Here is a 23143-nt window from a genome sequence, read left to right as displayed (position 1 = left end):
GTTAACCACAACGGCTCTGTATCCGGGCTGGCTTACTGAAAGCTGACGAGACCCGGCAAGAGCTATGGCGGAATCTGGGTGATGACGGTGTGAGGAAGGCGGCGTATCGAGGCGGGTGACGAGCCTGCCAGAACCTCTCGAGGAGAGCGATACGCCATGACCGAGACTACCAATGTTCTTGCTTTCCGTCAGCCGTCCGCGGTTGATGATCCACTGACCGATATCGTTCGTGCCGGCGCGCGGGACCTGCTTGCCAGGGCGATCGAGATCGAGGTTGGCGCGTTTCTGGCCAGCACGGCCAATCTGACGCTGCCCGACGGTCGAGCGCGCCTGGTCCGACATGGGCACGGTCCGGTGCGCGAGATTGCGACCGGCATCGGTCCGGTGGAGGTCGCTCGTCCCAAGGTCCGCGACCGCGGAGCGAGCGGGCCAGGCGACCGCCTCCGCTTCAGTTCGGCAATCCTGCCGCTATGGGCGCGGCGGACGAAGAGCCTGGATGCCTTGATCCCGGTCCTCTATTTGCGCGGCATCTCGACCGGCGACTTCCAGGAGGCGCTCTCGGCGCTGCTCGGCAAGGATGCGCCGAACCTGTCGCCTTCGGTGATCGCCGGCCTGAAGGCCGATTGGCAGGTCGAGTACGAACGCTGGCAGAGACGCGATCTGTCGGCGCGTCGCTATGTCTACATCTGGGCCGATGGCGTGTACCTGCAGGCCCGCATGGAAGATCACAGCGAATGCATGCTGGTGCTGATTGGCACCACGCCGGAAGGCAAGAAGGAGCTGATCGGCTTCCAGGTCGGCGTGCGCGAGAGCGCGCAGAGCTGGCGCGAACTCCTGATCGACCTGCGGCAACGCGGGTTACGGATTGCCCCGCAACTCGCCATCGGCGACGGCGCCCTCGGCTTCTGGAAGGCACTGGACGAGGCCTTTCCCGGCACGCGGCACCAACGATGCTGGTGCCATAAAGTGAGCAACGTACTCGACAAGGTCGCCAAATCCGTGCAGGGCACCATGAAGAACGACCTGCGGAACATCTATCTGGCCCCACACCGGGCCGAAGCTGAAACCGCGATCGACGTCTTCGTCGAGAAATACCACGTCAAATACGGACGTGCGGTGGAGTGCCTGATCAAGGATCGCCATGCGCTGCTCGCCTTCTTCGACTTCCCTGCTGAGCACTGGATCCACCTACGCAGCTCGAACCCGATCGAGAGCGTCTTCGCCACGGTGCGCCACCGAACGGTGCGGACCAAGGGATCGCTGTCGCAACAAACTGCGAAGCTGATGGTGTTCAAGCTCATCGACGCCGCATCGAAGACCTGGCGGCGATTGAAGAGCACGAACCAGTTGCCGAAAGTCATCGCCGGTGTAAAGTTCATCGACGGAATCGAAGTCATTCCGAACACTGAAAGCCACGCCGCCTGATCAGGCCGCGTCACCCAAAATCAGCCATAGCTCCCCGGCAATTCCCAAAACGAAAGCGGCCCGTGTGGGCAAGTTGCAGTCAAGCGTGAGAACGACGTTCCGGCGGCACGCTTGGTACCACGTCAGCCTGAGCATTCGCCAGCTAGCAGCTCCGGTGTCCAGCGCCCGGCCTGCCGGAGGGCCGCAGGCGGTGGCCACCAGAAGGGCCTCTTCCTTGTCGTTGAGTTCGCGCTCTGCCCGGTAGGCGGCTCTTCGCTCTGGTTCTCCGCCAGGTTGCCTTCGACAAAAACGTCGAAGGGTGGGAGACCGCCAAGTGGCCGACGCCCAGGCTTGTGGCGATCACGTCATCACTCATCCCGGCATCGGCCGCCAACCGGATCTGCGCCCCCTTGAGCGGACAGCGGTTGCCTGCCTCCGCCTAAGAAAAGAGCTGGCCCCGCAAATTCGGACAGTAGCTTGAGTGGATTTTCTGCCTGACAGCGGCGAGGATTCTTGCTGCGAATCAGGAGCGAAGATGACGAAGAAGAGCCGCCGGACGCATTCTCCGGCATTCAAGGCGAAGGTTGCTTTGGCTGCGGTCAAAGGCGACAAGACACTGGCGGAGCTGGCGCAACTGTTTGATGTTCATCCGAACCAGATCACGATCTGGAAAAACCAGCTCCTGGAAGGCGCCGCCGGCGTGTTTGGGCATGACAAGACATCGGCCGAGACGCCGGTCGATTTGAAGGCGTTACATGCCAAGATCGGCGAGCTGGCGTTGGAAAACGATTTTGTGTCCGGCGCGCTCACCAAGGCGGGCCTGCTGAGCGCAAAGCGATGATCGACCGCGATCATGATCTTTCTATCGTGCGCCAGGCGAAGGTCCTGAAGCTGGCTCGCAGCACGGTCTACTATGAACCTCGGCCAGTTTCGGCCGAGGACCTTGCCTTGATGCGTCGGCTCGATGAGCTGCATCTCGATTATCCCTTCGCGGGAGCGCGTATGCTGCGATCGTTGCTGCGGCGGGAGGGCGTATACGCCGGTCGCCGCCACATCGCGACGCTGATGAAGCGCATGGGGATCGAGGCGGTCTATCGTCGCCCGAACACGAGCAAGCCGGCTCCGGGTCACAAGATCTACCCGTACCTGTTGCGCGGATTGAAGATCGAGCGGCCCGACCATGCGTGGGCAATGGACATCACCTACATTCCGATGCGGCGTGGCTTCGTCTATCTCGCGGCGGTCGTCGATGTGTTCAGCCGACGGGTCCTGGCCCATCGCGTCTCGATCACAATGGAGGCGGCCTTCTGCGTCGAAGCGGTCCAGGAGGCGTTGGCGAAGCACGGCAGGCCCGAGATTTTCAACACGGATCAGGGCAGCCAGTTCACCAGCCTCGAGTTCACCGATGTGCTGCTGGACGCGAAGATCGCCATCAGCATGGACGGCAAGGGCGCCTGGCGCGACAACGTGTTTGTCGAGCGGCTCTGGCGCACGGTCAAATACGAAGAAGTTTATCTCCGCGCCTACGACAGCGTGTCCGAGGCGCGAGCGTCAATTGCCAAGTATCTGGCCTTCTACAATCAGGGACGCCCTCACTCGAGCCTTGACGGGCGCACGCCCGACGAGGCTTACTTCGGCACGCAAGCTATGGTGATGGCCGCATGACCGTCGCCGACGGTTTTGTCGTCGCTCTGGTCGGGCTACGCCCTCCCGACGCAACGACAAAACCGTAAAGCCCCGCGTTCAGCATAACCCGGCAGGAATCCACTTAAATCCAGCGGGGCGCTGTCCAAACAACCGGGGCCAGCTCTAAAAGCTCTATTCGACAAAAAGAGAGGTATCTATGGCAAACGAATCTTAGATAACTCGCGGCATCTTGAGTTCAGAGCAATCGTGGGATTTGGCGGGTGAGCTGAAGCCACTAAAGCGACCCACACCCTCGTCAGTGGGCGACATATGCCCTCGGCTCTGGAGGAAGTAGCTGCGATCGGGCTCTTATCGCAAGCTCAGTGAAGCGCCTGCCTTCCCGCGGGTGATGGCTGTGGCTTGAGATGATCCAATATCTTCGAGCCGGCGCTGAACGACCTCGACCAGAATTTCTCCAGAAAATCCAGGTGACACCGCAACAGCTCCGAGGAAGTTTTGGAGTCCGCGATATCCTTCAGAAAGGTGGCCTGATCGTGCAGGGAGGAAGCCGCCAAACCTAGTCCGTCCTTCAGGGCCGCAGCGAACAGGTTGCTTGTCGCTTCAATCGAGCTCTGCCATTCCCGAAAAGTAAATGGAATAGGCGATGCGGCTGTCGTAGATTTCCCAGCGCCATCGGCGGAAGCGCCAGATATCAGAGCCGGGTCGTGCCCGACATGTGGCCGCCGCTCGCGTTTCTCGTCTTCGCTTGCATTCGGTGCCATTCGAGATCTCCTAGCTTGAAGGGCTTATAACGTACTAAGTTGTTCGCCGCTCATTTCGATCATCCCCTACAAGGTACCACAATTGCCAACACGCGATACCTACCTCATTTGGTAACGTGGCAGCAAAAAAGGAGGCAGTGAACGCGATACGGCCAGAGCCCATAGGCTGTAAAGCGCGCGTCCGTGTGCTGTCGCTTTGCCCACCGGTGCCGGCCCAGAGGCTGAGAACTGGGGCGATCGGATGGAGGATGGTGCCGGCTGCGCGTAGATGGCTGGCGGCGGCAAAGTCGGTGAGCGCACGTACATGGAGCAGCAATCAACATTCAATAATTGTTTAAGATTCTCCAAGCCGCTGGAACGGGCGATCGCTTCTACCCTGGAGCTATGCGGGAAACTGGGTGATGACGGAATGAGATAGGCGGCGTATCGAGGCGGGTGTCGAGCCTGCCAGAACCTCAAGGAGAGCGATACGCCATGAACGAGCATAGCAACATTGTCCCACTGCGTCAGCCCGATGAGATCGACGATCCACTGACGAATATTTTGCGATCTGGAGCTCGGCAGCTGCTTGCGCAGGCTGTCGAGATGGAAGCCGAGGCGTTTCTCGCCGCGATGAAGGGCTTGAAGCTTCCCGATGGCCGCGACCGCCTCGTGCGACACGGCCATGGTCCAGTGCGGACGATCCAGACGGGGATCGGCGCCGTCGAAGTCGCCCGGGTAAAGATTCGCGATCGCGCGGTGACCAGCGATGGCGAGCGGATCCGCTTCACCTCGGCGATCCTGCCGTTGTGGGCACGGCGCACGAAGAGCTTGGATGCACTTTTGCCGGTTCTGTACCTGCGAGGCATCTCGACGGGCGACTTCCAGGAGGCGCTGGCGGCGCTCTTGGGCAAGGATGCGCCGAATCTTTCTCCGGCGGTGGTTTCCAGACTGACGACGGAGTGGCAGCTCGAGTACGAGCGTTGGCAGAAGCGCGATCTGTCGGCGCGCCGGTACGTATACGTGTGGGCGGACGGCGTCTTCCTGCAGGCTCGCATGGAAGACCACAGCGAATGCATGCTGGTGCTGATCGGCGCGACGCCGGAAGGCAAGAAGGAACTCATCGGCTTCCAGGTCGGCGTGCGCGAGAGCACGCAGAGCTGGCACGAACTGCTCGTCGAGGCGAAAACCCGAGGGCTGAAGATCGCCCCGGAAATCGCCGTCGGTGACGGCGCGCTCGGCTTCTGGAAGGCGCTCGACGAGGTCTTTCCCGCCACGCGACATCAGCGGTGCTGGGTGCACAAAACCGCGAATATCTTGAACAAAGTCGCAGTGTCGGTACAGGCCAGCATGAAGAAGGATCTGCGCGAGGTCTATTTGGCGTCCAACCGAGCTTCGGCCGAAGTGGCGATCGATGTCTTTGCCGAGAAATACGGAGCGAAGTACGACAAGGCGGTCGAGTGCCTGACGAAAGATCGCGACGCAATGCTTGCGTTCTACGAATTCCCCGCCGAGCATTGGGACCACTTGCGGACGACGAATCCCATCGAAAGCGTGTTCGCGACGGTCCGGCACAGAACGGTGCGCACGAAAGGTTCGTTATCGTCAACGACTGCCAAGTTGATGGTGTTCAAGCTGCTCTGCGCCGCATCAAAGACCTGGCGGCGGCTGAAAGGCACAAATCAGTTGCCGAAGGTCAGCGCAGGTGTCAGATTCGAAAACGGCATCGAGGTCATCCAAGTGCCGGAAAACCACGCCGCCTGATCGCCTCGTCACCCAAAATCCCGCATAGCTCTCTACCCTGCTTCGAAGGCTTCACTGGCAGCCTGCTCGGCCTGTTGACGGCCCTGCCCTCTGAGCCAACGAGCGCTTCTGGACGGGCCACATGAAAGCGACTTTGAATCGCGGTGGATGCCCTCGACGGCTGGAAGCCGATTCGGCCGGCTGGCGTATATGATCCATTAGAACCATCTCGGCGGCTCGCGCAACCAGGCGACCGCCAGGCACTTAACCGCCGCGGCACCGCTATACGGGATCATCCAGAGGTTCTTGCCGACCGAATGCGAAATCCATGCTTCGATACGACGAGCTAACTGCCGGCGCAAACTTGCGATGTTCGGCGAAGCTTGTCCGGTGTCAGCAAGCGGGTTGGGTTAGGTGAAGCAATAGACGTTGCAAGCACCCCGCGCGGGAAAACGGCGTTGATGGACAATGGCGGCAATACCCTTGCGTCTCGAGTTTGGCTGGAGGCTTGCTTTTTCTCTCGCACGCAGGCTTACGTCCTGTGGCTCTCGAACGTGTGCGGCGCAATGTGGCACTCGGGCCGATCTTGAGACGTATAAACGCTGTGATCGTATGAACTTGTAGCAGCGCGGCTCGAGATAGACGACCAGAGACATGCTCCAGATGGCAGCCGTCCCTAGTTGACGATCAGCACTACCGGCTTGTCAACAGAGCTGGCCCCGCAAATTCGGACAGTAGCTTGAGTGGATTTTCTGCCTGACAGCGGCGAGGATTCTTGCTGCGAATCAGGAGCGAAGATGACGAAGAAGAGCCGCCGGACGCATTCTCCGGCATTCAAGGCGAAGGTTGCTTTGGCTGCGGTCAAAGGCGACAAGACACTGGCGGAGCTGGCGCAACTGTTTGATGTTCATCCGAACCAGATCACGATCTGGAAAAACCAGCTCCTGGAAGGCGCCGCCGGCGTGTTTGGGCATGACAAGACATCGGCCGAGACGCCGGTCGATTTGAAGGCGTTACATGCCAAGATCGGCGAGCTGGCGTTGGAAAACGATTTTTTGTCCGGCGCGCTCACCAAGGCGGGCCTGCTGAGCGCAAAGCGATGATCGACCGCGGTCATGATCTTTCTATCGTGCGCCAGGCGAAGGTCCTGAAGCTGGCTCGCAGCACGGTCTACTATGAACCTCGGCCAGTTTCGGCCGAGGACCTTGCCTTGATGCGTCGGCTCGATGAGCTGCATCTCGATTATCCCTTCGCGGGAGCGCGTATGCTGCGATCGTTGCTGCGGCGGGAGGGCGTATACGCCGGTCGCCGCCACATCGCGACGCTGATGAAGCGCATGGGGATCGAGGCGGTCTATCGTCGCCCGAACACGAGCAAGCCGGCTCCGGGTCACAAGATCTACCCGTACCTGTTGCGCGGATTGAAGATCGAGCGGCCCGACCATGCGTGGGCAATGGACATCACCTACATTCCGATGCGGCGTGGCTTCGTCTATCTCGCGGCGGTCGTCGATGTGTTCAGCCGACGGGTCCTGGCCCATCGCGTCTCGATCACAATGGAGGCGGCCTTCTGCGTCGAAGCGGTCCAGGAGGCGTTGGCGAAGCACGGCAGGCCCGAGATTTTCAACACGGATCAGGGCAGCCAGTTCACCAGCCTCGAGTTCACCGATGTGCTGCTGGACGCGAAGATCGCCATCAGCATGGACGGCAAGGGCGCCTGGCGCGACAACGTGTTTGTCGAGCGGCTCTGGCGCACGGTCAAATACGAAGAAGTATATCTCCGCGCCTACGACAGCGTGTCCGAGGCGCGAGCGTCAATTGCCAAGTATCTGGCCTTCTACAATCAGGGACGCCCTCACTCGAGCCTTGACGGGCGCACGCCCGACGAGGCTTACTTCGGCACGCAAGCTATGGTGATGGCCGCATGACCGTCGCCGACGGTTTTGTCGTCGCTCTGGTCGGGCTACGCCCTCCCGACGCAACGACAAAACCGTAAAGCCCCGCGTTCAGCATAACCCGGCAGGAATCCACTTAAATCCAGCGGGGCGCTGTCCAAACAACCGGGGCCAGCTCTGGCCGCACGCGAAGCCGAAAAGCGGGCCGTGGCATGACGAAGCCGAAGCAAGGGCGGGGAACGCGAAAAGCACGCAAGACGACGATGGCGGACTATGCCATGTCGTTCGAACGGCTCGGGCAATGGATCAGCAAGCGCGCCAGGTCGCCGACGCTTCGGCATCCGCGGGCGACGTCGCTCTCCATGCTCGATGGCGCGGTGGCCGCGGTCGTCGCCGGGCCGGTCTCGATGGCGTCCGAGGAATGGGTGTGCCCGCTCCTCGGCGTAGATCCCGACGCCTTCAATCACGACACCGAGGAGTTCTCGGCAATCGCCGCCACGCTGATGCGCCACAACGCTATCAGCGAGACGCTGTCGACGAGACCGGAGAGCTTCGAGCCGCTGTTCGTGCGATCACCGGACGGCTAAGTCGACCCGCAGCCCTGGTGCATGGGCTTCTACGCCGTCATGAAGCTTCGGCTTCTCGTCTGGTCGCGGCTTCTCCCCCCGAATGGAACCGAACACCTTATGCTGCGGCCGATCTTGGTCCATTGCATCGACGACGCCGGTCGACCCTTGCTACCCCCGGCCCGGCGCACGCTGGGAACGCAGCCCATCATCCAAAACGCCTGGCGCAACATTCCAGCAACCGTCGAGGCCCTCCGGCAGTTCTGGATGCCTATACGCTTCAAGCGCGGTGCGTAGGCCGTCCGCACCAAGTCCGTGGCTCCGTGGGCCTCTCGTACCGTTTACCCTGAATCTGGCTTTTCTCATCGATGCTGAGGACAAGGGCTCGGTTCGGCGGGGACAGGTAAAGCCGACGATGTCGCGTGCCTTGTCGACGAGCCGCGGATCGCTCGACAACTTGAATGTCTGGCTACGGTGCGGTTGCAAGCCGAACGCCGACCACATTCGGCGGATCGTGGTGCGGGAAAAGCCAGTTTCCGCAGCCATCGAGCGGATCAACCATTGCGTCGCCTCGGCCGGCGTCGTACGCAGCGTGCGATCGATCACGGCGGCAACCTGATCGTCGTTGATGGTGCGAGGGCGGCCAGGGCGTGCCTCGTCAAGCAAGCCATCACAGCGATCCTTCAAAAATCGGCGGCGCGACTTGCCAACGGTGTGTTCGTGGAGGCCGAGTTCGGCAGCCACAGACTTGCTTGGCAAGCCATCCGCCCACCGCAGGATCGCGCGGCATCGCTCAGGAAAGCAACCGCGCAGCACGATGACGACGAACTTGCCTCTCCAAGTACGCCCGCTCCTGCGGACTCAGCACCAACGGCGCGATCGGCCGGCCTTTCCCACCTGCATTCGCCACAAGCGCTCTCCTCTCTCGAGATTCGAGCTATCAACCAATGCGACGAACTTGCGTTCCGGATGACTAGGGTCTGTACCTAAATAGCGCCACGTGATTCTCTTGCCTACGTGTTGATTCGGGGGCGAGAGAATGCGCGCTGGTTTGTTTTGGCTGAACGACAGGCAATGGGCGCGTATCGAACCGCATCTGCCGAGGGGACTGACGGGGCCGGATCGGGACGACGACCGACGCATCGTCAGCGGCATCATTCACATGCTGCAATCGGGTGCACGATGGCGTGATTGTCCACGTGAATACGGCCCTTACACGACGATCTACAATCGCTTCAATCGCTGGGCCAAGCGAGGACGATGGTGCGCAATCTTCGAAGCGCTGGCCAAGCCTGGCGAAGACGGCGTCGTACTGTCGCTCGACTCGACCTCGATTAAAGCTCACCGGTGTGCCTCCGGCGGAAAAGGGGGGAGCACAATCAAGCAATCGGCCGCTCGCGCGGAGGCCGCACGACAAAAATCCATGCGCTGAGCGATCCGCTCTGCCGGCCGGTCGTCCTGCATCTGACTCCAGGCCAGGATGCCGATATCGCTGCGGCTCCCGATGTCCTGGCGCTCGCGCCACCCATGAGCGTGCTCCTCGCCGACAAAGGGTATGATGGCGACAAGCTTCGCGGCGAAATCATTCGTCGTGGCGCCAAGCCCGTAATCCCCAATAAATCTAACCGTGTCGTCATCCATCGCTTCAACAAACGCGCCTACAAAGGACGAAATGTCATCGAACGCTGCTTTTGCAGGCTCAAGGACTTCCGGCGCATCGCCACGCGATATGACAAGCTCGCCCGTAATTTTTTGGCCGCTGTTCATCTCGCCGCTCTCGTCGCATATTGGCTCAATTGAGTCTGGACCCTAGACTAGCCCCGCCGCATAGAGCGCTTTTGCGACTGACTCGAAATACTGCGAAGGCACCGGGTTGCCGAGCCTTGCCTTGCCGAGCAGCTGACGCGCCAGAACATTGTCCTCCACAATGTTGAGGCGAAGCGCGCGCGCCTCACCAAGCAGCTGTGAAGCAGCTTCACCCTCGCCACGGCAGACCAACACCGGCACACCGGTCTCGCCGCGAACATAGCGCAGACCAATCAACGTTGCCGGTCCCCGCAATATCAACGTGGCCCGGCTGATGCCGAGTGGAGCCTCGTTTGCCGACTCTTGCCGCAGCCGCCGGTGCTCGCGCTTCACCTGCGGATTGCCTTGCTGTTCCTTGTTCTCCCGCTTGGCCTCCGTTTCCGTCATGCGCATGTCCTGCATAAACAACCAACGCTGGATTAGAAGGTCAGCCAATCCGCCGACCAGAAAAGCTCCAGCGGCAATGCCAATCAGCAGTTTAACCTCGGTGAAGACGAAACCAAAACAGCCCATGCCGCAGACTGGCAGGTACACCAGCGCTTTCCAGCTCGCGGTCACGGTTAAAAAGAAGATCGCACCAAGCAAAACCACTTTAGCCAGGGTCTTGCCAAGCTCGATGGCCGAACGTTTCGAGACGATACGCTTCAAGCCTTTGATGGGATCGAGTTTCTCGAGCTTCGGCTTGAGCGGCTCCGAAGCAAACATAAAGCCGCCATTGGCCAGGACATTGGCCAGAAGAGCTGCTGTCACGGCAGCGGCGAGCAACGGAGCGACAGTGGCAATCGAAAGTTCTAGCAAGCCGCTGAGCGCTTGTGGCACCGCGCTTGTGAACGGCTGCTCCTGCAGTTTATCGACCAGCCGGACCGTCTCCTGCCACTTGTCCTCAATGGCACCCGCTCGCCACCACAGACAGCCGAAACCGGCACAGGCGCTGACGCCGCTCACTAGATCGGAGCTGCGCGCGCTCTGCCCCTTCTTGCGCGCATCGCGCAGCTTCTTGGGCGTCGGAGGAAGCTTTTTCTCCTCACTCGTAGAGCTCATTTCAACAGCTTCCTCAGATGATCGAGCATGTCGTTCGAGGTCAGGATTTCAGAACCGGCATATTCGAGCAGATAGACGGTGTAGCTGACCATAATGACCCCGAATGCAACATTCTTGATCATCGGGGAGAGATCGTTCATCTTGAGCTGAGATGCAAAACGGCCGAGCATCATGACCGAGATATCCACCAGCAACAGCAGGGCCAGAACCGGCCCGGCGACCAACAAGGTCGTCATCATGATACGATCGAGAAGGGCAAGACACTCCATTGCCCCTTGCACTGTCAAGGCAGGCAAAAACTGATAGACAGGCCACACTAGGTAGCTGCCATAAAGGCCGCTCACCATGGTCTGCAGCCCGCCGACCAGAACGAAGATCGTAACCGCCGTAACACCGAGAAAGAGCCCGGTTCCAGTCGCTTGGCTGTGCGTCGCGGGATCCTCCCCCGCAACTTGGCTTGAAATTCCTCGTTGGGTATCGATGATGTCGCCGACTGCCTGTATGCTCCATAGTGGAATACTGAGCAGGATGCCGAGCATCAGACCGACGAACACCTCCTTCACGCCAAGCATGGTAACGCTAACCAAGCGCGTGTTCGGGTCCAAGGCCTGCAGACCGAGCTTGATCTGAGCAAGGCAAGGCAGGCCAATCGCAATCGTCAGGCTTCCCCGAATGAGGCCGCTGATACGCGGCCGGGTGAAGACAGGAAGCACCAGCATGATGCCTAGGGCGCGGGCCGCACTCAGGCCGGTTGCGGCGACGAATTCGATCGAGCCCTGAACGAGAACTTGCGCCTCTGCGGGTGACAGGCCAGCCATCCAAGCTCTGCTAGTATCTTGCGGTGAGTGCCGGAAACTCGCTGAAGATGCGCTCGGCCTGGTCGATCAGCGGGGCGCTGAGAACCGGGGAAAAACCGGCGAGCACGGCGACGACAACCAGAAGCTTGACCGTCAGTGGCAGGGTTTGGTCCTGGAGCTGAGTTGCCGCCTGGATAAGGCCAATGATCAGTCCGGAGATCAGAGCTGCGAGCAACGGCGGCAGAACCCAGATCATGAAGAGCACGAGCGATTGACTGAGGTGCGTAAGGATGCTGGCTTCGTTCATGGTCAACCTCCTGGCGTGGTGTAGCTTAGTACTAGCCCGTGCATGAGACGTGACCAGCCGTCGATAGTGACGAACAGAAAGAGCTTGAAGGGGACAGATATCACTGTGGGGGATACCATCGACATACCCATGGCCATCAAAATCGTGGTGACAATCAGATCGATCGTGATGAAGGGAAGATAGAGAAGAAAACCGATTTCGAAGCCCCGCTTGAGTTCGGAAATCAAGAACGACGGCACAAGAATTGAGAAATCATCTGCCGTTACGCTGCCGCGCATCTCCTCCGACCAGACATGTTCGGTGGATGACAGGAAGAAGCGGCGCTGCTCTTCATTGGTGAATTTCTTCAGATGAACACGCAGCGGCTCCTGTCCCTCCTTGGCGGCCATCACCCAGTCATCGAAACTCTGGTAGCGAAGTTGCGGATCGGTAAGGCGGTTATAGGTCTGCTCGAAGACTGGAGCGCTGATGAAGACGGTCAGGATGAGTGCCGCTCCGTAAAGGACGATGTTCGGCGGTATCGATTGAGTTCCTAGCGCATTGCGCACGAGGAAGAGAACAACCGAGACCTTGATAAAGGCTGTAGTTGTGACGACAGCAAAGGCCAGGAGGCCAAGGCCGACCGTTATCGCAAGAAGCGCCAGGATGCTGGGTTGAATTTCAGTCATTAAGCGCCAACCTGCCGCGTAACCTGACGGCGAGCTCCTCGCCGATCCGCACGATGTCGCCTCGGCCGATACGTTGGCCGTTCGCAACGATATCGACCGGCCCGTCAAGATGCCGGCCAAGTTCGAACACGTGGCCTTCGTTGATGGTTCGCAAGGTTCCCAACGGCATCGGCCAGCGGCCACATTCGAATACGAGTGTGATCTCGATGCTGTCGATATCCGCCTCTGACGGGGGCTGCTGTTGCATCTGGTTTTGGGGCATCACATCTTCACTTTTTAGAGGGTGGGATCGCAAGCGGAATGGTCCTCGCAGCACCAGCCTGTCGCCGCCAATCTCTGCAGGGGCCCACAATCGGTCTGCAACGAGAACAATTTGGCCTCGCGCGAGTGGAATTGTGTCCGGGAGCAGCGCATCGCCTTGCTCTGCTTGGCGAAGAACGCCGATCGCGACGCGGAGCGAGCCGATATGGCCTGCAACGATGACCGGGAGTTCGGAAAGCAGCCTGGCCGCCTGTCGCGGTAATCGGCCGAGCAGCTCGCCGAGGACGGTGAAAGCCGGAGGCACCGGACCGTCGAACGGAGAGAATAGAAGCAGCCGAGCCTTGCTGGCGAGCTCACCATAGGCGACGTCAAATTCAAGATAAGGCTGCGTACTCCGCGCTTCCTCGGTGCGAACAAGCTGCAGATTCCGCTGCGTCATTCTTTCCAGCGCAGCAAGCAAGGGTTCAAGCGCAAGTTCCAGGACCAGCGAACGCGCCGGCTCAGAAGGTAAGGTAAGCCCATTCTGCACGGTCCGAACCAGCGCTTCCGCAAGCTTACCCGGCAAGGACAGGATCAAGGTTTCACCTTCTACTTCGAAGACGCAGTCGAGCATCGGTGCCGCAGCCGGCTCCGCCTGCCAGACGGTCCGGCTCACGCGCACAGATAGCGGCTTCTCGCCGAGGAGGCCTTGTAGAGGCGCACGCAACGCTGTGATCTCGTTAAGCCACGAGGCCACTGCGTGCGACAGGATCAGCGACGGCATGAAGGCTGCGCGCTCAGCCGGCCGGTCCGAGGCCGGTGCGGCTTCCGCGCCGCAGGCCCCGAGCTCGCGCGTGAGAGGATCTGCAATCATGCTGGCTCACCTCCCGTCTGCCCTGACGGGCCGCGCCGGTAGCGGAGCAAGACTTCATCATCAGCTTCGATTTCGGCGGCGGCTTCGAAATGAGCACTCGTGGTGCGCCGAACGTCTTGATCAATCTCACGCCATTTCTGGCTCGCCGCTGAACGCCTGGCCCAAACGGCCCTCGCCTCAAGAACCGCAGTCTCAGCTTGCGCCTGAGCAGCACGGGCATTTTCAAGAACCTGCTGCGCCGCTGCAATCTCGTCTGTGAGCCGGCCGATGATGAGATGATAGCGCCGCTGCAGCTCGCAAACAGACATCGCATCGGCTGCTAGCATCTCCCGATAGAGCTCTGCCTCGAGCTTTGCCCGGCGCTCTTCGGCATGTGTAAGATGCTCGAAAGCTCGTTGGACAGCTTGGATCGCAAGGTGGCGCTTGGCTTCCATGTTAGACAATTCACGAATGGCGCTTCGCTCCCGCATGTCCTTTACGAGCCGCAGCTTCGAGGCGTGAACGGGACTTAGGCGGTCAGACGCGATATCCATGCGATCGTCTCCTCAAAGCTGCACGCCTCACCCTGCCCCTGGCGCAGAAAGGCCCGCAGTTGCTCGATCGAGGCGATCGCCCGATCGGTCAGCGGATCAGAGCCTTGTTTGTATTCACCGACCTTGATCAGGAACTCGGCCTCAGCGTACCGTGACAGCAGATCACGGAAAAAGGATGCCGCCTTGCGATGCGGCACGGACACGATCGCATCCATGACGCGGCTGCGGCTCGACAACACGTCGATCGCCGGAAAATGCTCCCGGGAGGCCAACGCGCGGGAGAGAATAATGTGGCCATCGAGGATGCCGCGTGATTCTTCCGCTATCGGATCACCCGTGCCGTCACCTTCGACAAGCACAGTATAGAAGGCCGTAATGGAGCCATGCTCGCCCATGCCGGCGCGCTCCAACAAGCCCGGCAACAGTGCAAAAACGGATGGCGGAAATCCGCGCCGGGTCGGCGGTTCTCCTGCGGCAAGTCCGATTTCACGCATGGCGCGGCTAAAGCGCGTCAAAGAATCCATCATCAGAACGACGCGAAGGCCCTGATCACGAAAATATTCGGCTAGCGCTGTCGCCATGTGGGCGCATTGGGCCCGCTCCATCGCCGAACGGTCGGAAGTCTCCACCACAACGACGGAACGGTGAAGGGCTTCGCCAAGATGACGTTCGATGAATTCACGCACCTCTCGACCGCGCTCGCCGATCAGCGCAACGATAGTGACGTCGGCCGCTGCGCCTCTTACGATTTGCGACATCAGCGTCGACTTGCCGCAACCGGCATCACCATAAATTCCGATCCGCTGACCTTCTCCGCATGTGAGAAGACCATCCAGGACACGGACGCCGAGCGGGAACGGCTGTTCAATCGCGCGCCGTTTCATCGGATTAGGCGCCCTGCCGCGCAGCGGTCTGGCTTCGCCGGCTTTTATAGGGCCCTTGCCGTCGAGCGGCCGGCCAAAACTGTCGATCACGCGGCCGAGCAAATCGGGGCCGGCAGCCACTTCCTGCATTCGCCCGGTCGTCACCACCTCTGCGCGATTGGACAGCCCCACCATGTCCCCGATGGGCGTGAGTAACACCCCATCCGGCAACAGACCGATTACCTCGGCCTCGAGCGACCATCCGCTGCGAGGATCCTGCAATAAGCACAGTTCTCCGACCCTGGCCTCCGGCAAGACGGCGTGCAGCAGCGTGCCCACGGCCCGCGTGATCCGGCCGCGGACAGCGCGTGTATCGATGTGCTTGGCGGAAGATCTTAAGGATGAGAGTGCGGCCTTTACGGTTCCTTCTGCGGCCGCGGCATGATGGGTCGGTCGTTGCACGGTCACGATTCAGCTTCCTCCGTCAAGCCAAAGCCGAGGCGCAGCGCGCGCAGCTGCGCGGCAAGCCCAAGATCGACGTTGCCGAACTCGCTCCATAAAACACATTGGTCCGCGCTCAGCGCCGGATCCGCCTCAATCCTGACCTTCGGCCGGCCCTCAAGTCCGTCATAATCCTTGAACTCACTGGCTAGCAGGTCGGCTTTCAGTGGGGATACGTGAAGGCAGACCTCCGTGTTTTTATATCTTTGCTCGATGGCATGACGAACGCACTGGACCAGCATCTTGCCCGAATCAAATGCGCCAAGCAGATCGCGAACGATCTCAAAGACCAGTTGCGGCAATTCCCGCTCCAGAACCGCCTTGCGTTGGGCCAGTTCACAAGTCGCCTGCGCAATCAGCCGGGCCATTTCCTCTGCGCCAGCCTTTGCACCCTCGGCGCGGCCCTGCGCACGTTCCCGCTCATAAGCCAGGCGTGCCCACCCTCGAACCCGCTGCAGATGCCGCTCGGCAGCGGCCAGCGCCTGTATGGCATCGTGCCAGATCTCAAGCTGCGCAGCTGGGATCAGCGGTCCAAGAGCCCGAATCTTCGGGGCCGCGGGTGGTGCGAGGGCATCGGCCGTCATGCCCCAGCATCCTCAGTGCGCAAATGAGCCATGACGAGGGAAAGCAGCGGGCCTGCTGCGCTACGGTGCTCGGCAGTTGAGCTCTCGGCGGCCGTCCCAGCGGGCAAGCGTAGAAGCACGCGGATACGAGCAAGCGATGAAGTCTCTTCGAGCCAAGCGCCGAGACAAGCATGCCCGTCATATTCGATCTGTCGGGACAATTGCTCTGGATCGGCGATCGGGGCCGTTGCGACGGCGCAGGATAAATGCCGGACTGCGAAAGCATGCGCCTCGGCACCGATCAACTCCACCAACACAGGCAGATCGTGCCTGGAGAACAGCTTGAGGATGGAGCGTGCATGCCAAATGCCGCCCGCGAGCAGCGCAGCCCGCCGCGGATCATGCCCCAGGAGAGCATCTTCGCTCCAGTCGCCGCAGCTCACCTCCCCCTTGCTGCCCAAAAGCAGTTCGGCGAGCCTTGGCTGTAGCCTGGCACTCTGCTGTAGCCGAGCCAAAGTGGAAGGTGAAAGCAGCGGGTCAAGAAGCCCGGCGAAACGACCGGGATCGGCCGAGGCAGCAAGCTCGCGCAGCCGATCGGCTGCGAGCGTGAACGAGCGATTGGTTTTTGTGGCTGTGGTTGACATTGATGGCGGCATGAGCGTCCAGACTATGACGCATCAGCAATCATCTTGCCCGCCGCTTGGTCAGCAGACAGGCGCGAGCCCCTACCGAACACGCTCAGCTTACGCGATGATTTTCCAAACTGACGCATGCGCGGGCCCAGCAATACGCAAGCGACGATGCCGAATACCGCTCCGGCGCTTCCTACAGCAAGCGCAAGTAACGGCGATGAGCCGGCTCTTGCTGACTGAGCCACAGGGACTCCCGGACCGGCAGACTGCTCGACTGGAGCGCGCTCGACCGGCACGAAGACAACGGCGACCTTGTCATAGGACAGCCCTTCAATGCTGTTTGCGACGAGCATCTTGATCTGCGGCAATAGTGCCGAAAGCCTCGCGCTGGAGCCATGTCGAATGAAGACCGATGCCGAGGACGGGGTCGCACCTTGCCGCAACAAGTCGTTCTTCGGCAGAACGACGTGAACGCGTGCTGAAAGGACGCCATCTATATCGCTGATCGTGCGCGACAATTCTTCGCTTAGAGCATAAACGTATCGTGCCCGCTCCTCGATCGGCGAGGCAACGAGGCCCGATCCCTTGAACACCTCGCCGAGATTCTTGAAGGATTGGCGCGGCAGCCCCTCAACATTGAGCAGGTCAATCGAATAAGCGAGCTGCTTTTCCTCGACCTGGATTGTGCTGGTTCCGTCCTTGGCGACAACACGGACAGCATCAACGCCCTTGCCAAGGAGAAGCGCGAGCATCTCATTAGCCTCGCGCTCCTGAATTTTGGTGTAGAGATCGGTCTTACAGCCGATCAGCGAGAGGAGAAGGGGCATAGCAAGAAACACGCGAAGCCGTCGCCACGATTGACGGCCGCCGGAGCTCCCCCTCTTCATATCGCCAGTCATCAGCTTACTCAGCCGGCCGATAGCAGCTTGTTTAGCGACGAGCTGACGGCGCTGGTGCCCTTGGAGACGAGGGAAACCTGAACAACGTCTTTGTAGACGTCTCGCAGATTCGTCATCATCGATTCGAAATCAGCTCCAACCGGCTTAACAGCCGCATTGGCTCCGGCGTTATCCACCGGCAAAAGTGGCTGCGCAGCCGGCCCAGGCTGCACCCCATTTACGACAGCCGGCGCAATCGCCGGAGAAACGGCTCGACCCTGGTAGATGCCGGAAAGGGTTTGGAGGATTCGGTCGCCCGGCGGACTTGCCAGCACATTCGTGCGCTGGACCTCCAATATCGGAGGAGTCGCTGCGGGTGGATTCGCGGACGGGAAAGCAGCCCCCTGATTGGGAGCTACTTGCGCCAGGGACTGCTCGAAACGCGCCTGCTCGCCAGCAGCTGCCGGAGAGCAGGCACCGGAAAGACAACCGGCTGAACTGGGAGGGATCGGCGTTGCGCCTAACAACATGGAGTGTGTCATTGTGCTGGTTTGATGACCTAAGCTTTAGCCGATGAACCGATCAAGTTCATAGGCTGCCGAGCTGACGAAAACCTGACGGAGATCAGGTTGACTTGGTCATCTAATGATCACGTTTGGCTTCCAAGCTGCGGCGAAACTCTAACTTCATAATGAGCGGAAGGCGTCAAGGAATGCTCGCGCGGTCCACGGTGGTACATATCTTAAAAAGAATTTTTTGTGCCGGTGTTCTCATCTGTGTCGGAATTTTGCGCACGTCTGCTGCATCCCTTTCGCTGCCGCCCGCCCCTTATAGCTACACCGTTCTCGATCAGGATCTTGCTGCGGCGCTGCAGGAGTTCGGAAACAATCTCAATATCAGGGTCAATGTCAGCGCCGACGTCAGGGGCCGGATTCGTGGACGAATGCCGGACCTGCCGCCACGAGAATTCCTTGACCGTTTGACTGCTTTGTACAATCTCCAGTGGTACTATGACGGACTTGTCCTTTACATCTCCGCCGCCCAAGAGGCGCAAAGCCGGCTCATTGTATTGAACCCAATCAGCTTCGATGCGCTCAAGGCCGCGCTCGACGCGCTCAACATCTCGGATGAGCGCTATATCGTGAAACCTGCCCCGGGAGAGGGCCTCATCCTTGCTTCTGGCCCACCCAGATTTGTTGCGCTGGTGGACCAGACCCTCAAGGGCCTTGTGGCGGAAGCGCAGGCCCGGCGCAGTCCCGCCGCCGAGAGGTCACAACACGAGTCGGTTTTGATGTTGTTTCGCGGCTCCTCGAGCACGGTCTTCCGGGACGGGCGGCCGGAAGCTTCTCCCGAAACGCCGCTTCATGGGGGCGCTGTGCGCGAAGCCGGTCCAGGCCAGAAGTGATGGTCGAAGATGCAAGACCGCTCCGACTGAAGTCGCATCCGATCGTCAGCTTTTCGAAAGCTAAAGCCCCCAGCATGAGCCTGCGAGGTCTTGACGGCTGCCCTGCTTGAGGCAGCCCGATAGATGGATAAGAGACCGGATGCTCGAGGGAAATTGGGTAGCGCTGCCTTCACGCAGTGCGAGGCATTAAAGATCAATGTGGGCCTCCGCACGCGCGCTTCCGAGCTAGCTGAGGCTTCGCATAGCTCAATGCGCGTCATCAGTTGGAAGGAGAAACAGGGTGGATTTCAATGCAGTCGCCCGGGCGAATACGAGCCCGGAGCCCGACACAGCACGGACGGCTACAGATGCAACCGAGTTCGAGCGGCAGCTCAGCGGTTCAGAGGCTCCCGCTTCGGCGCAGGGAGTCGCCCATCCAGTGCTGCAGGGCGAGGCTTATTCACCCTATCTCGACGCGGGCCATCCCTACTCTCCATACTTGGAGACAGGACACCTCTATCCGCCTTACCCAGATTTAGCGCATCCCCTTGGGCCAGACTCGGGTTGGCAGGATAATCTATATGCCGCGCCTGCGGCCGTCGCTGCGCCAGAGCCGGACAACGGCCAGCAGCATCTCTCGCCGCAGGCCATAGCTCAGGCGATCGAGGAACATCCCGGCTTCGATCAAGATGTGATATGGCAGACTCTGGATGTCGGCCCCTCGGAAGCCGAGCCACGGCACGGTGAGCCTCAAGCGGGGACATCGCATGCAGGACCATCGCGCACCGCCCCTTTTTCAGGATGAGCCGCCGCACGCCGGCCCCTCGCATGCCCGGCCATTGCAGGCGGGACCGCCCCAACCTGGGTCTTCTGAAGCTCCGCCAGAAAGGACCGCGAGGCGATCCATGTCGTCGAGATGAAGGTAAGCGCGTTGCGGATCAGGATAGTCTGGGTATGACCGGCCCCCCTAAATACCTTCAACATACCGGTTGTTAGAACCAGCACAGTTCTTCGCACAAACCTCCAAACACCGGACCACCTGAGATCACTCGGGGCACGAATCGCGGCATCAATCCGGCCTCACTCTTCGTCAGCTTCTTGCAAGCTGCCCCTGCTAGCACGAAAGGAATAGGTCATCTCGCGGCACCGCCGCTATCTGAGTTTTATGACATGGACACAGGCGCAGCCGATATCGCAGCAACGGCGCCAGACGCTGGCACAAACACCGATAACGCCGCGAACGGCGGCGACAACTCGCACGCAGCATTGTTGCAGCGGGCCTTCGAAAAAGCTCTGGTTGCCGTCGCTACCCAGGTCATAAGCGATACCCAGTCAGACATGGATGACGCTATGAGCGAGCTAGATGATGGCTGAAGGCCGGATTATCAGACGCGCACAGGGAGGACCTGACGGACGGCAAGCCGAACCGAAAACGATCGGGTGAAGCAGGCGGACTTGGCAACAGCAGCCGCTAGACCGTCTTAGGTGATCCTCCAGGCAGGCGGTGCGGCCGTTCTGCAGGACCTCGCAACTTTCGGAAGACGCCGCAGCGACTTTGGTCTGAGCCCCTCGCTTCATCCAGCAATGGAAAGAGTCCCGGTTGAATATGAGCCCAAGGGGCTCGGTGAAGCAACGGGGCGGGGCGCGGAGCCCTCGGCATAGCGCAGCGTCCCGTCCCGTTGCGGCCCAAGAGCGTTGCGTTTGGCGTATTCGGTCGGCGTGAGGTTGCCCAGGGCGCTGTGCGGCCGGGCGTTGTTGTAGTCGTCTTTCCAGGCCGCCAGCACGGCTCGCGCCTGTGCGAGCGAAGTGAACAGCGTCTCATTGAGAAGTTCATCGCGCAGGCGGGCGTTAAAGCTCTCGATGAAGGCATTCTGGGTCGGTTTGCCGGGCGCGATGTAGTGCCACTCGATCTGCCTCTCTTGGCTGAAGCGCAGCACGGCCATTCCGGTCAGCTCAGTGCCGTTGTCGGACAGGCACATCGCCGGCCGGCCGCGCCAGGCAATGATGACATCGAGCTCGCGTGTGACCCGCAGGCCCGACAGCGAAGTATCGGCGACGAGCGCCAGGCATTCGCGAGTGAAGTCGTCGACCACAGCCAGAATCCGGAACCGTCGGCCATCGGCGAACGCATCCGACAGAAAGTCGAGACTCCAGCGCTGGTTGGCGCCTTGCGGGATCGCCATTGGCGCCCTGCTGCCGAGCGCCCGTTTACGGCCGCCACGCCGGCGGACTTGCAGCCGTTCCTCGCGATACAGACGTCGAAACTTCTTGTGGTTCATGACCAGCCCCTCGCGGCGCATCAGCACCAGCAGACGACGGTAGCCGAACCGGCGGCGGATGGCCGCCAGCTCGCGCAGGCGGGCGCGTACGGCCGCATCATCGGCTCGCCCGTTGCGATAGCGCACCGATGCGCGATCTGCCCCCAAGGCTTTGCACGCCCGCCGTTCGCTCACTTCGAAGTTGGTCCGCAGATGAGCGACGGCCTCTCGCCTCGCGGCGGGCGTCACCATTTTTTTGACGCAACGTCCTTGAGCATGGCGTTGTCGAGCATTGCCTCGGCCAGGAGCTTCTTCAGCTTGGCGTTCTCGTCCTCCAATGCCTTCAGCCGCTTGGCATCGGATACCTCCAGGCCACCGTACTTGGCCTTCCATTTGTAGAATGTTGCGCTCGAGATCCCGTGTTTGCGGCAGACATCAGCCGTCGCCACACCCGCCTCCTGCTCCCGCAAAATCCCGATGATCTGCTCTTCCGTGAACCGACTTGGCTTCATGGTCCATCTCCTCAGAGGTGACGGACTCTACCCATTCTTGGAGGAGTTTGCGGGGCTCAGACCAACTTGCTCATGCCGCCGTGTCACATATTCTTCGATGAGGGTTCATCAGGAGCGCTCTTTAGCCAGGGCACCAGACGTTCTAAGCGAGCCCGAGCGCTCCCCGCCGATGAACTTCGTCAGCTATTATCCTCGATTGGTTCTGCAGCCGCCCGCGAGATCGTGCGCTAGAGAGATCCTCCGAGATTTTCCGGAACATAGGCAGACTTGGCGCTCGCTGCGCCCATATCTGCAGAACTCCGGGGACCGCTACCCCTCAGCATCGAGGCATGTTGCTGCTGCCTGATCCTGAGTTATGGCGTATTTGTCGCTACGAATTGGCGCCAAAGCTCAGACTGCCCCTATCACGCTAAGAGCTAAGATCCTCATCGAGGCCGCCGCACCTAGGGTCTGTACCTAAATAGCGCCACGTGATTCTCTTGCCTACGTGTTGATTCGGGGGCGAGAGAATGCGCGCTGGTTTGTTTTGGCTGAACGACAGGCAATGGGCGCGTATCGAACCGCATCTGCCGAGGGGACTGACGGGGCCGGATCGGGACGACGACCGACGCATCGTCAGCGGCATCATTCACATGCTGCAATCGGGTGCACGATGGCGTGATTGTCCACGTGAATACGGCCCTTACACGACGATCTACAATCGCTTCAATCGCTGGGCCAAGCGAGGACGATGGTGCGCAATCTTCGAAGCGCTGGCCAAGCCTGGCGAAGACGGCGTCGTACTGTCGCTCGACTCGACCTCGATTAAAGCTCACCGGTGTGCCTCCGGCGGAAAAGGGGGGAGCACAATCAAGCAATCGGCCGCTCGCGCGGAGGCCGCACGACAAAAATCCATGCGCTGAGCGATCCGCTCTGCCGGCCGGTCGTCCTGCATCTGACTCCAGGCCAGGATGCCGATATCGCTGCGGCTCCCGATGTCCTGGCGCTCGCGCCACCCATGAGCGTGCTCCTCGCCGACAAAGGGTATGATGGCGACAAGCTTCGCGGCGAAATCATTCGTCGTGGCGCCAAGCCCGTAATCCCCAATAAATCTAACCGTGTCGTCATCCATCGCTTCAACAAACGCGCCTACAAAGGACGAAATGTCATCGAACGCTGCTTTTGCAGGCTCAAGGACTTCCGGCGCATCGCCACGCGATATGACAAGCTCGCCCGTAATTTTTTGGCCGCTGTTCATCTCGCCGCTCTCGTCGCATATTGGCTCAATTGAGTCTGGACCCTAGTACCCGGAA

At 60.4% G+C, this 23143-nt stretch carries 23 protein-coding genes and 1 pseudogene; 10 read left to right on the top strand and 14 right to left on the bottom strand.

Features of this window, described 5'->3' with window-relative positions:
- Positions 1–156: 156 nt before the first annotated feature.
- A complete protein-coding gene (locus ABIF91_RS22400; RefSeq protein ID WP_253579856.1) occupies positions 157–1425 on the top strand; it encodes an IS256 family transposase in 1269 nt (422 codons plus the stop codon).
- Positions 1426–1939: 514 nt separating this feature from the next.
- Positions 1940–3069 (top strand): IS3-like element ISRj2 family transposase gene (locus ABIF91_RS22395; RefSeq protein ID WP_424578686.1). Its coding sequence is split into 2 segments (ribosomal slippage): positions 1940–2198 and positions 2198–3069, totalling 1131 coding nucleotides; the frame shifts between segments, so codons are not numbered across the junction.
- Positions 3070–3410: 341 nt separating this feature from the next.
- On the opposite strand, the gene ABIF91_RS22390 is transcribed toward ABIF91_RS22395, so the two are convergent.
- Positions 3411–3812: a hypothetical protein gene (locus ABIF91_RS22390; RefSeq protein ID WP_011084637.1), complete on the bottom strand. Its 402-nt coding sequence runs from the start codon at positions 3810–3812 to the stop codon at positions 3411–3413.
- A gap of 474 nt (positions 3813–4286) precedes the next feature.
- Between ABIF91_RS22390 and ABIF91_RS22385 the strand changes: the two genes are divergently transcribed.
- The 4 genes from ABIF91_RS22385 to ABIF91_RS22370 all read left to right on the top strand — a co-directional run bounded on the left by ABIF91_RS22385 (position 4287) and on the right by ABIF91_RS22370 (position 8291).
- Positions 4287–5555 carry an IS256 family transposase gene (locus tag ABIF91_RS22385; protein ID WP_014497957.1) on the top strand — a complete coding sequence of 423 codons (1269 nt, stop codon included), beginning with the start codon at positions 4287–4289 and terminating at the stop codon, positions 5553–5555.
- 776 nt (positions 5556–6331) lie between these two features.
- A protein-coding gene (locus tag ABIF91_RS22380) for an IS3-like element ISRj2 family transposase (RefSeq protein ID WP_086023025.1) occupies positions 6332–7461 on the top strand; the annotation gives its coding sequence in 2 pieces (ribosomal slippage) (positions 6332–6584 and positions 6584–7461; 1131 coding nt in all).
- 179 nt (positions 7462–7640) lie between these two features.
- Complete coding sequence (locus tag ABIF91_RS22375) at positions 7641–8015, top strand: UPF0149 family protein (RefSeq protein ID WP_424579397.1); 375 nt, start codon at positions 7641–7643, stop codon at positions 8013–8015.
- Positions 8016–8036: 21 nt separating this feature from the next.
- On the top strand, positions 8037–8291 hold the full coding sequence (locus tag ABIF91_RS22370; protein ID WP_424579209.1) for a hypothetical protein: 255 nt from the start codon (positions 8037–8039) through the stop codon (positions 8289–8291).
- Positions 8292–8310: 19 nt separating this feature from the next.
- Here the strand turns inward: ABIF91_RS22370 and ABIF91_RS22365 are convergent.
- Positions 8311–8904: pseudogene (locus ABIF91_RS22365) on the bottom strand (helix-turn-helix domain-containing protein); the annotation flags it as partial.
- Positions 8905–9033: 129 nt separating this feature from the next.
- Here ABIF91_RS22365 and ABIF91_RS22360 point away from each other — a divergent pair.
- Positions 9034–9794, top strand: a protein-coding gene (locus ABIF91_RS22360) for an IS5 family transposase (protein ID WP_110115998.1) whose coding sequence is annotated in 2 segments (ribosomal slippage) — positions 9034–9373 and positions 9373–9794 — 762 coding nt in all. Because the reading frame shifts where the segments join, the coding sequence is not laid out codon by codon here.
- 9 nt (positions 9795–9803) lie between these two features.
- On the opposite strand, the gene ABIF91_RS22355 is transcribed toward ABIF91_RS22360, so the two are convergent.
- The 11 genes from ABIF91_RS22355 to ABIF91_RS22305 are packed head-to-tail and all read right to left on the bottom strand — an operon-like array spanning position 9804 to position 18227.
- Positions 9804–10841 carry an EscU/YscU/HrcU family type III secretion system export apparatus switch protein gene (locus ABIF91_RS22355; protein WP_011084630.1) on the bottom strand — a complete coding sequence of 346 codons (1038 nt, stop codon included), beginning with the start codon at positions 10839–10841 and terminating at the stop codon, positions 9804–9806.
- Positions 10838–11659: a type III secretion system export apparatus subunit SctT gene (sctT, locus tag ABIF91_RS22350; protein ID WP_011084629.1), complete on the bottom strand. Its 822-nt coding sequence runs from the start codon at positions 11657–11659 to the stop codon at positions 10838–10840. Before sctT ends, ABIF91_RS22355 begins: the two co-directional genes overlap by 4 nt.
- A 10-nt stretch (positions 11660–11669) precedes the next feature.
- Positions 11670–11945: an EscS/YscS/HrcS family type III secretion system export apparatus protein gene (locus tag ABIF91_RS22345; protein ID WP_011084628.1), complete on the bottom strand. Its 276-nt coding sequence runs from the start codon at positions 11943–11945 to the stop codon at positions 11670–11672.
- A gap of 2 nt (positions 11946–11947) precedes the next feature.
- Positions 11948–12613 (bottom strand): type III secretion system export apparatus subunit SctR, encoded by a 666-nt coding sequence (gene sctR / locus ABIF91_RS22340; protein ID WP_011084627.1) that lies wholly within the window; start codon positions 12611–12613, stop codon positions 11948–11950.
- Positions 12606–13727, bottom strand: coding sequence for a type III secretion system cytoplasmic ring protein SctQ (sctQ, locus tag ABIF91_RS22335; protein ID WP_011084626.1), 1122 nt, complete (start codon positions 13725–13727; stop codon positions 12606–12608). Before sctQ ends, sctR begins: the two co-directional genes overlap by 8 nt.
- Positions 13724–14260 (bottom strand): hypothetical protein, encoded by a 537-nt coding sequence (locus ABIF91_RS22330; protein ID WP_011084625.1) that lies wholly within the window; start codon positions 14258–14260, stop codon positions 13724–13726. Before ABIF91_RS22330 ends, sctQ begins: the two co-directional genes overlap by 4 nt.
- Complete coding sequence (sctN, locus tag ABIF91_RS22325; protein ID WP_011084624.1) at positions 14236–15591, bottom strand: type III secretion system ATPase SctN; 1356 nt, start codon at positions 15589–15591, stop codon at positions 14236–14238. The genes ABIF91_RS22330 and sctN overlap by 25 nt, the downstream gene beginning before the upstream one ends.
- Entirely contained in the window at positions 15588–16208 is a 621-nt protein-coding gene (gene sctL, locus ABIF91_RS22320; protein ID WP_028181536.1) for a type III secretion system stator protein SctL, read from the bottom strand. The genes sctN and sctL overlap by 4 nt, the downstream gene beginning before the upstream one ends.
- Positions 16205–16843: a nodulation protein gene (locus tag ABIF91_RS22315; RefSeq protein WP_011084622.1), complete on the bottom strand. Its 639-nt coding sequence runs from the start codon at positions 16841–16843 to the stop codon at positions 16205–16207. The genes sctL and ABIF91_RS22315 overlap by 4 nt, the downstream gene beginning before the upstream one ends.
- 11 nt (positions 16844–16854) lie before the next feature.
- The gene (gene sctJ / locus ABIF91_RS22310; protein WP_011084621.1) at positions 16855–17718 is read right to left on the bottom strand and encodes a type III secretion system inner membrane ring lipoprotein SctJ; all 864 of its coding nucleotides are present in this window, start codon (positions 17716–17718) and stop codon (positions 16855–16857) included.
- Between the two features lie 8 nt (positions 17719–17726).
- Positions 17727–18227: a nodulation protein NolB gene (locus tag ABIF91_RS22305; RefSeq protein ID WP_424579396.1), complete on the bottom strand. Its 501-nt coding sequence runs from the start codon at positions 18225–18227 to the stop codon at positions 17727–17729.
- Positions 18228–18409: 182 nt separating this feature from the next.
- Between ABIF91_RS22305 and ABIF91_RS22300 the strand changes: the two genes are divergently transcribed.
- Both ABIF91_RS22300 and ABIF91_RS22295 read left to right on the top strand, forming a co-directional pair.
- Positions 18410–19102, top strand: a complete 693-nt coding sequence (locus ABIF91_RS22300) for a secretin N-terminal domain-containing protein (protein ID WP_020608155.1) — start codon at positions 18410–18412, stop codon at positions 19100–19102.
- 1149 nt (positions 19103–20251) lie between these two features.
- Positions 20252–20455, top strand: a complete 204-nt coding sequence (locus tag ABIF91_RS22295) for a hypothetical protein (protein WP_011084616.1) — start codon at positions 20252–20254, stop codon at positions 20453–20455.
- Positions 20456–20655: 200 nt separating this feature from the next.
- Here the strand turns inward: ABIF91_RS22295 and ABIF91_RS22290 are convergent.
- A protein-coding gene (locus ABIF91_RS22290; protein WP_424578816.1) for an IS3 family transposase occupies positions 20656–21851 on the bottom strand; the annotation gives its coding sequence in 2 pieces (ribosomal slippage) (positions 20656–21600 and positions 21603–21851; 1194 coding nt in all).
- Positions 21852–22360: 509 nt separating this feature from the next.
- Between ABIF91_RS22290 and ABIF91_RS22285 the strand changes: the two genes are divergently transcribed.
- Positions 22361–23121 (top strand): IS5 family transposase gene (locus tag ABIF91_RS22285; protein WP_110115998.1). Its coding sequence is split into 2 segments (ribosomal slippage): positions 22361–22700 and positions 22700–23121, totalling 762 coding nucleotides; the frame shifts between segments, so codons are not numbered across the junction.
- Positions 23122–23143: the final 22 nt, after the last annotated feature.

The organism is Bradyrhizobium sp. USDA 241, assembly GCF_049739505.1.
Classification (GTDB): domain Bacteria; phylum Pseudomonadota; class Alphaproteobacteria; order Rhizobiales; family Xanthobacteraceae; genus Bradyrhizobium; species Bradyrhizobium liaoningense.
This window is presented reverse-complemented; position numbering and strand designations above follow the sequence as displayed.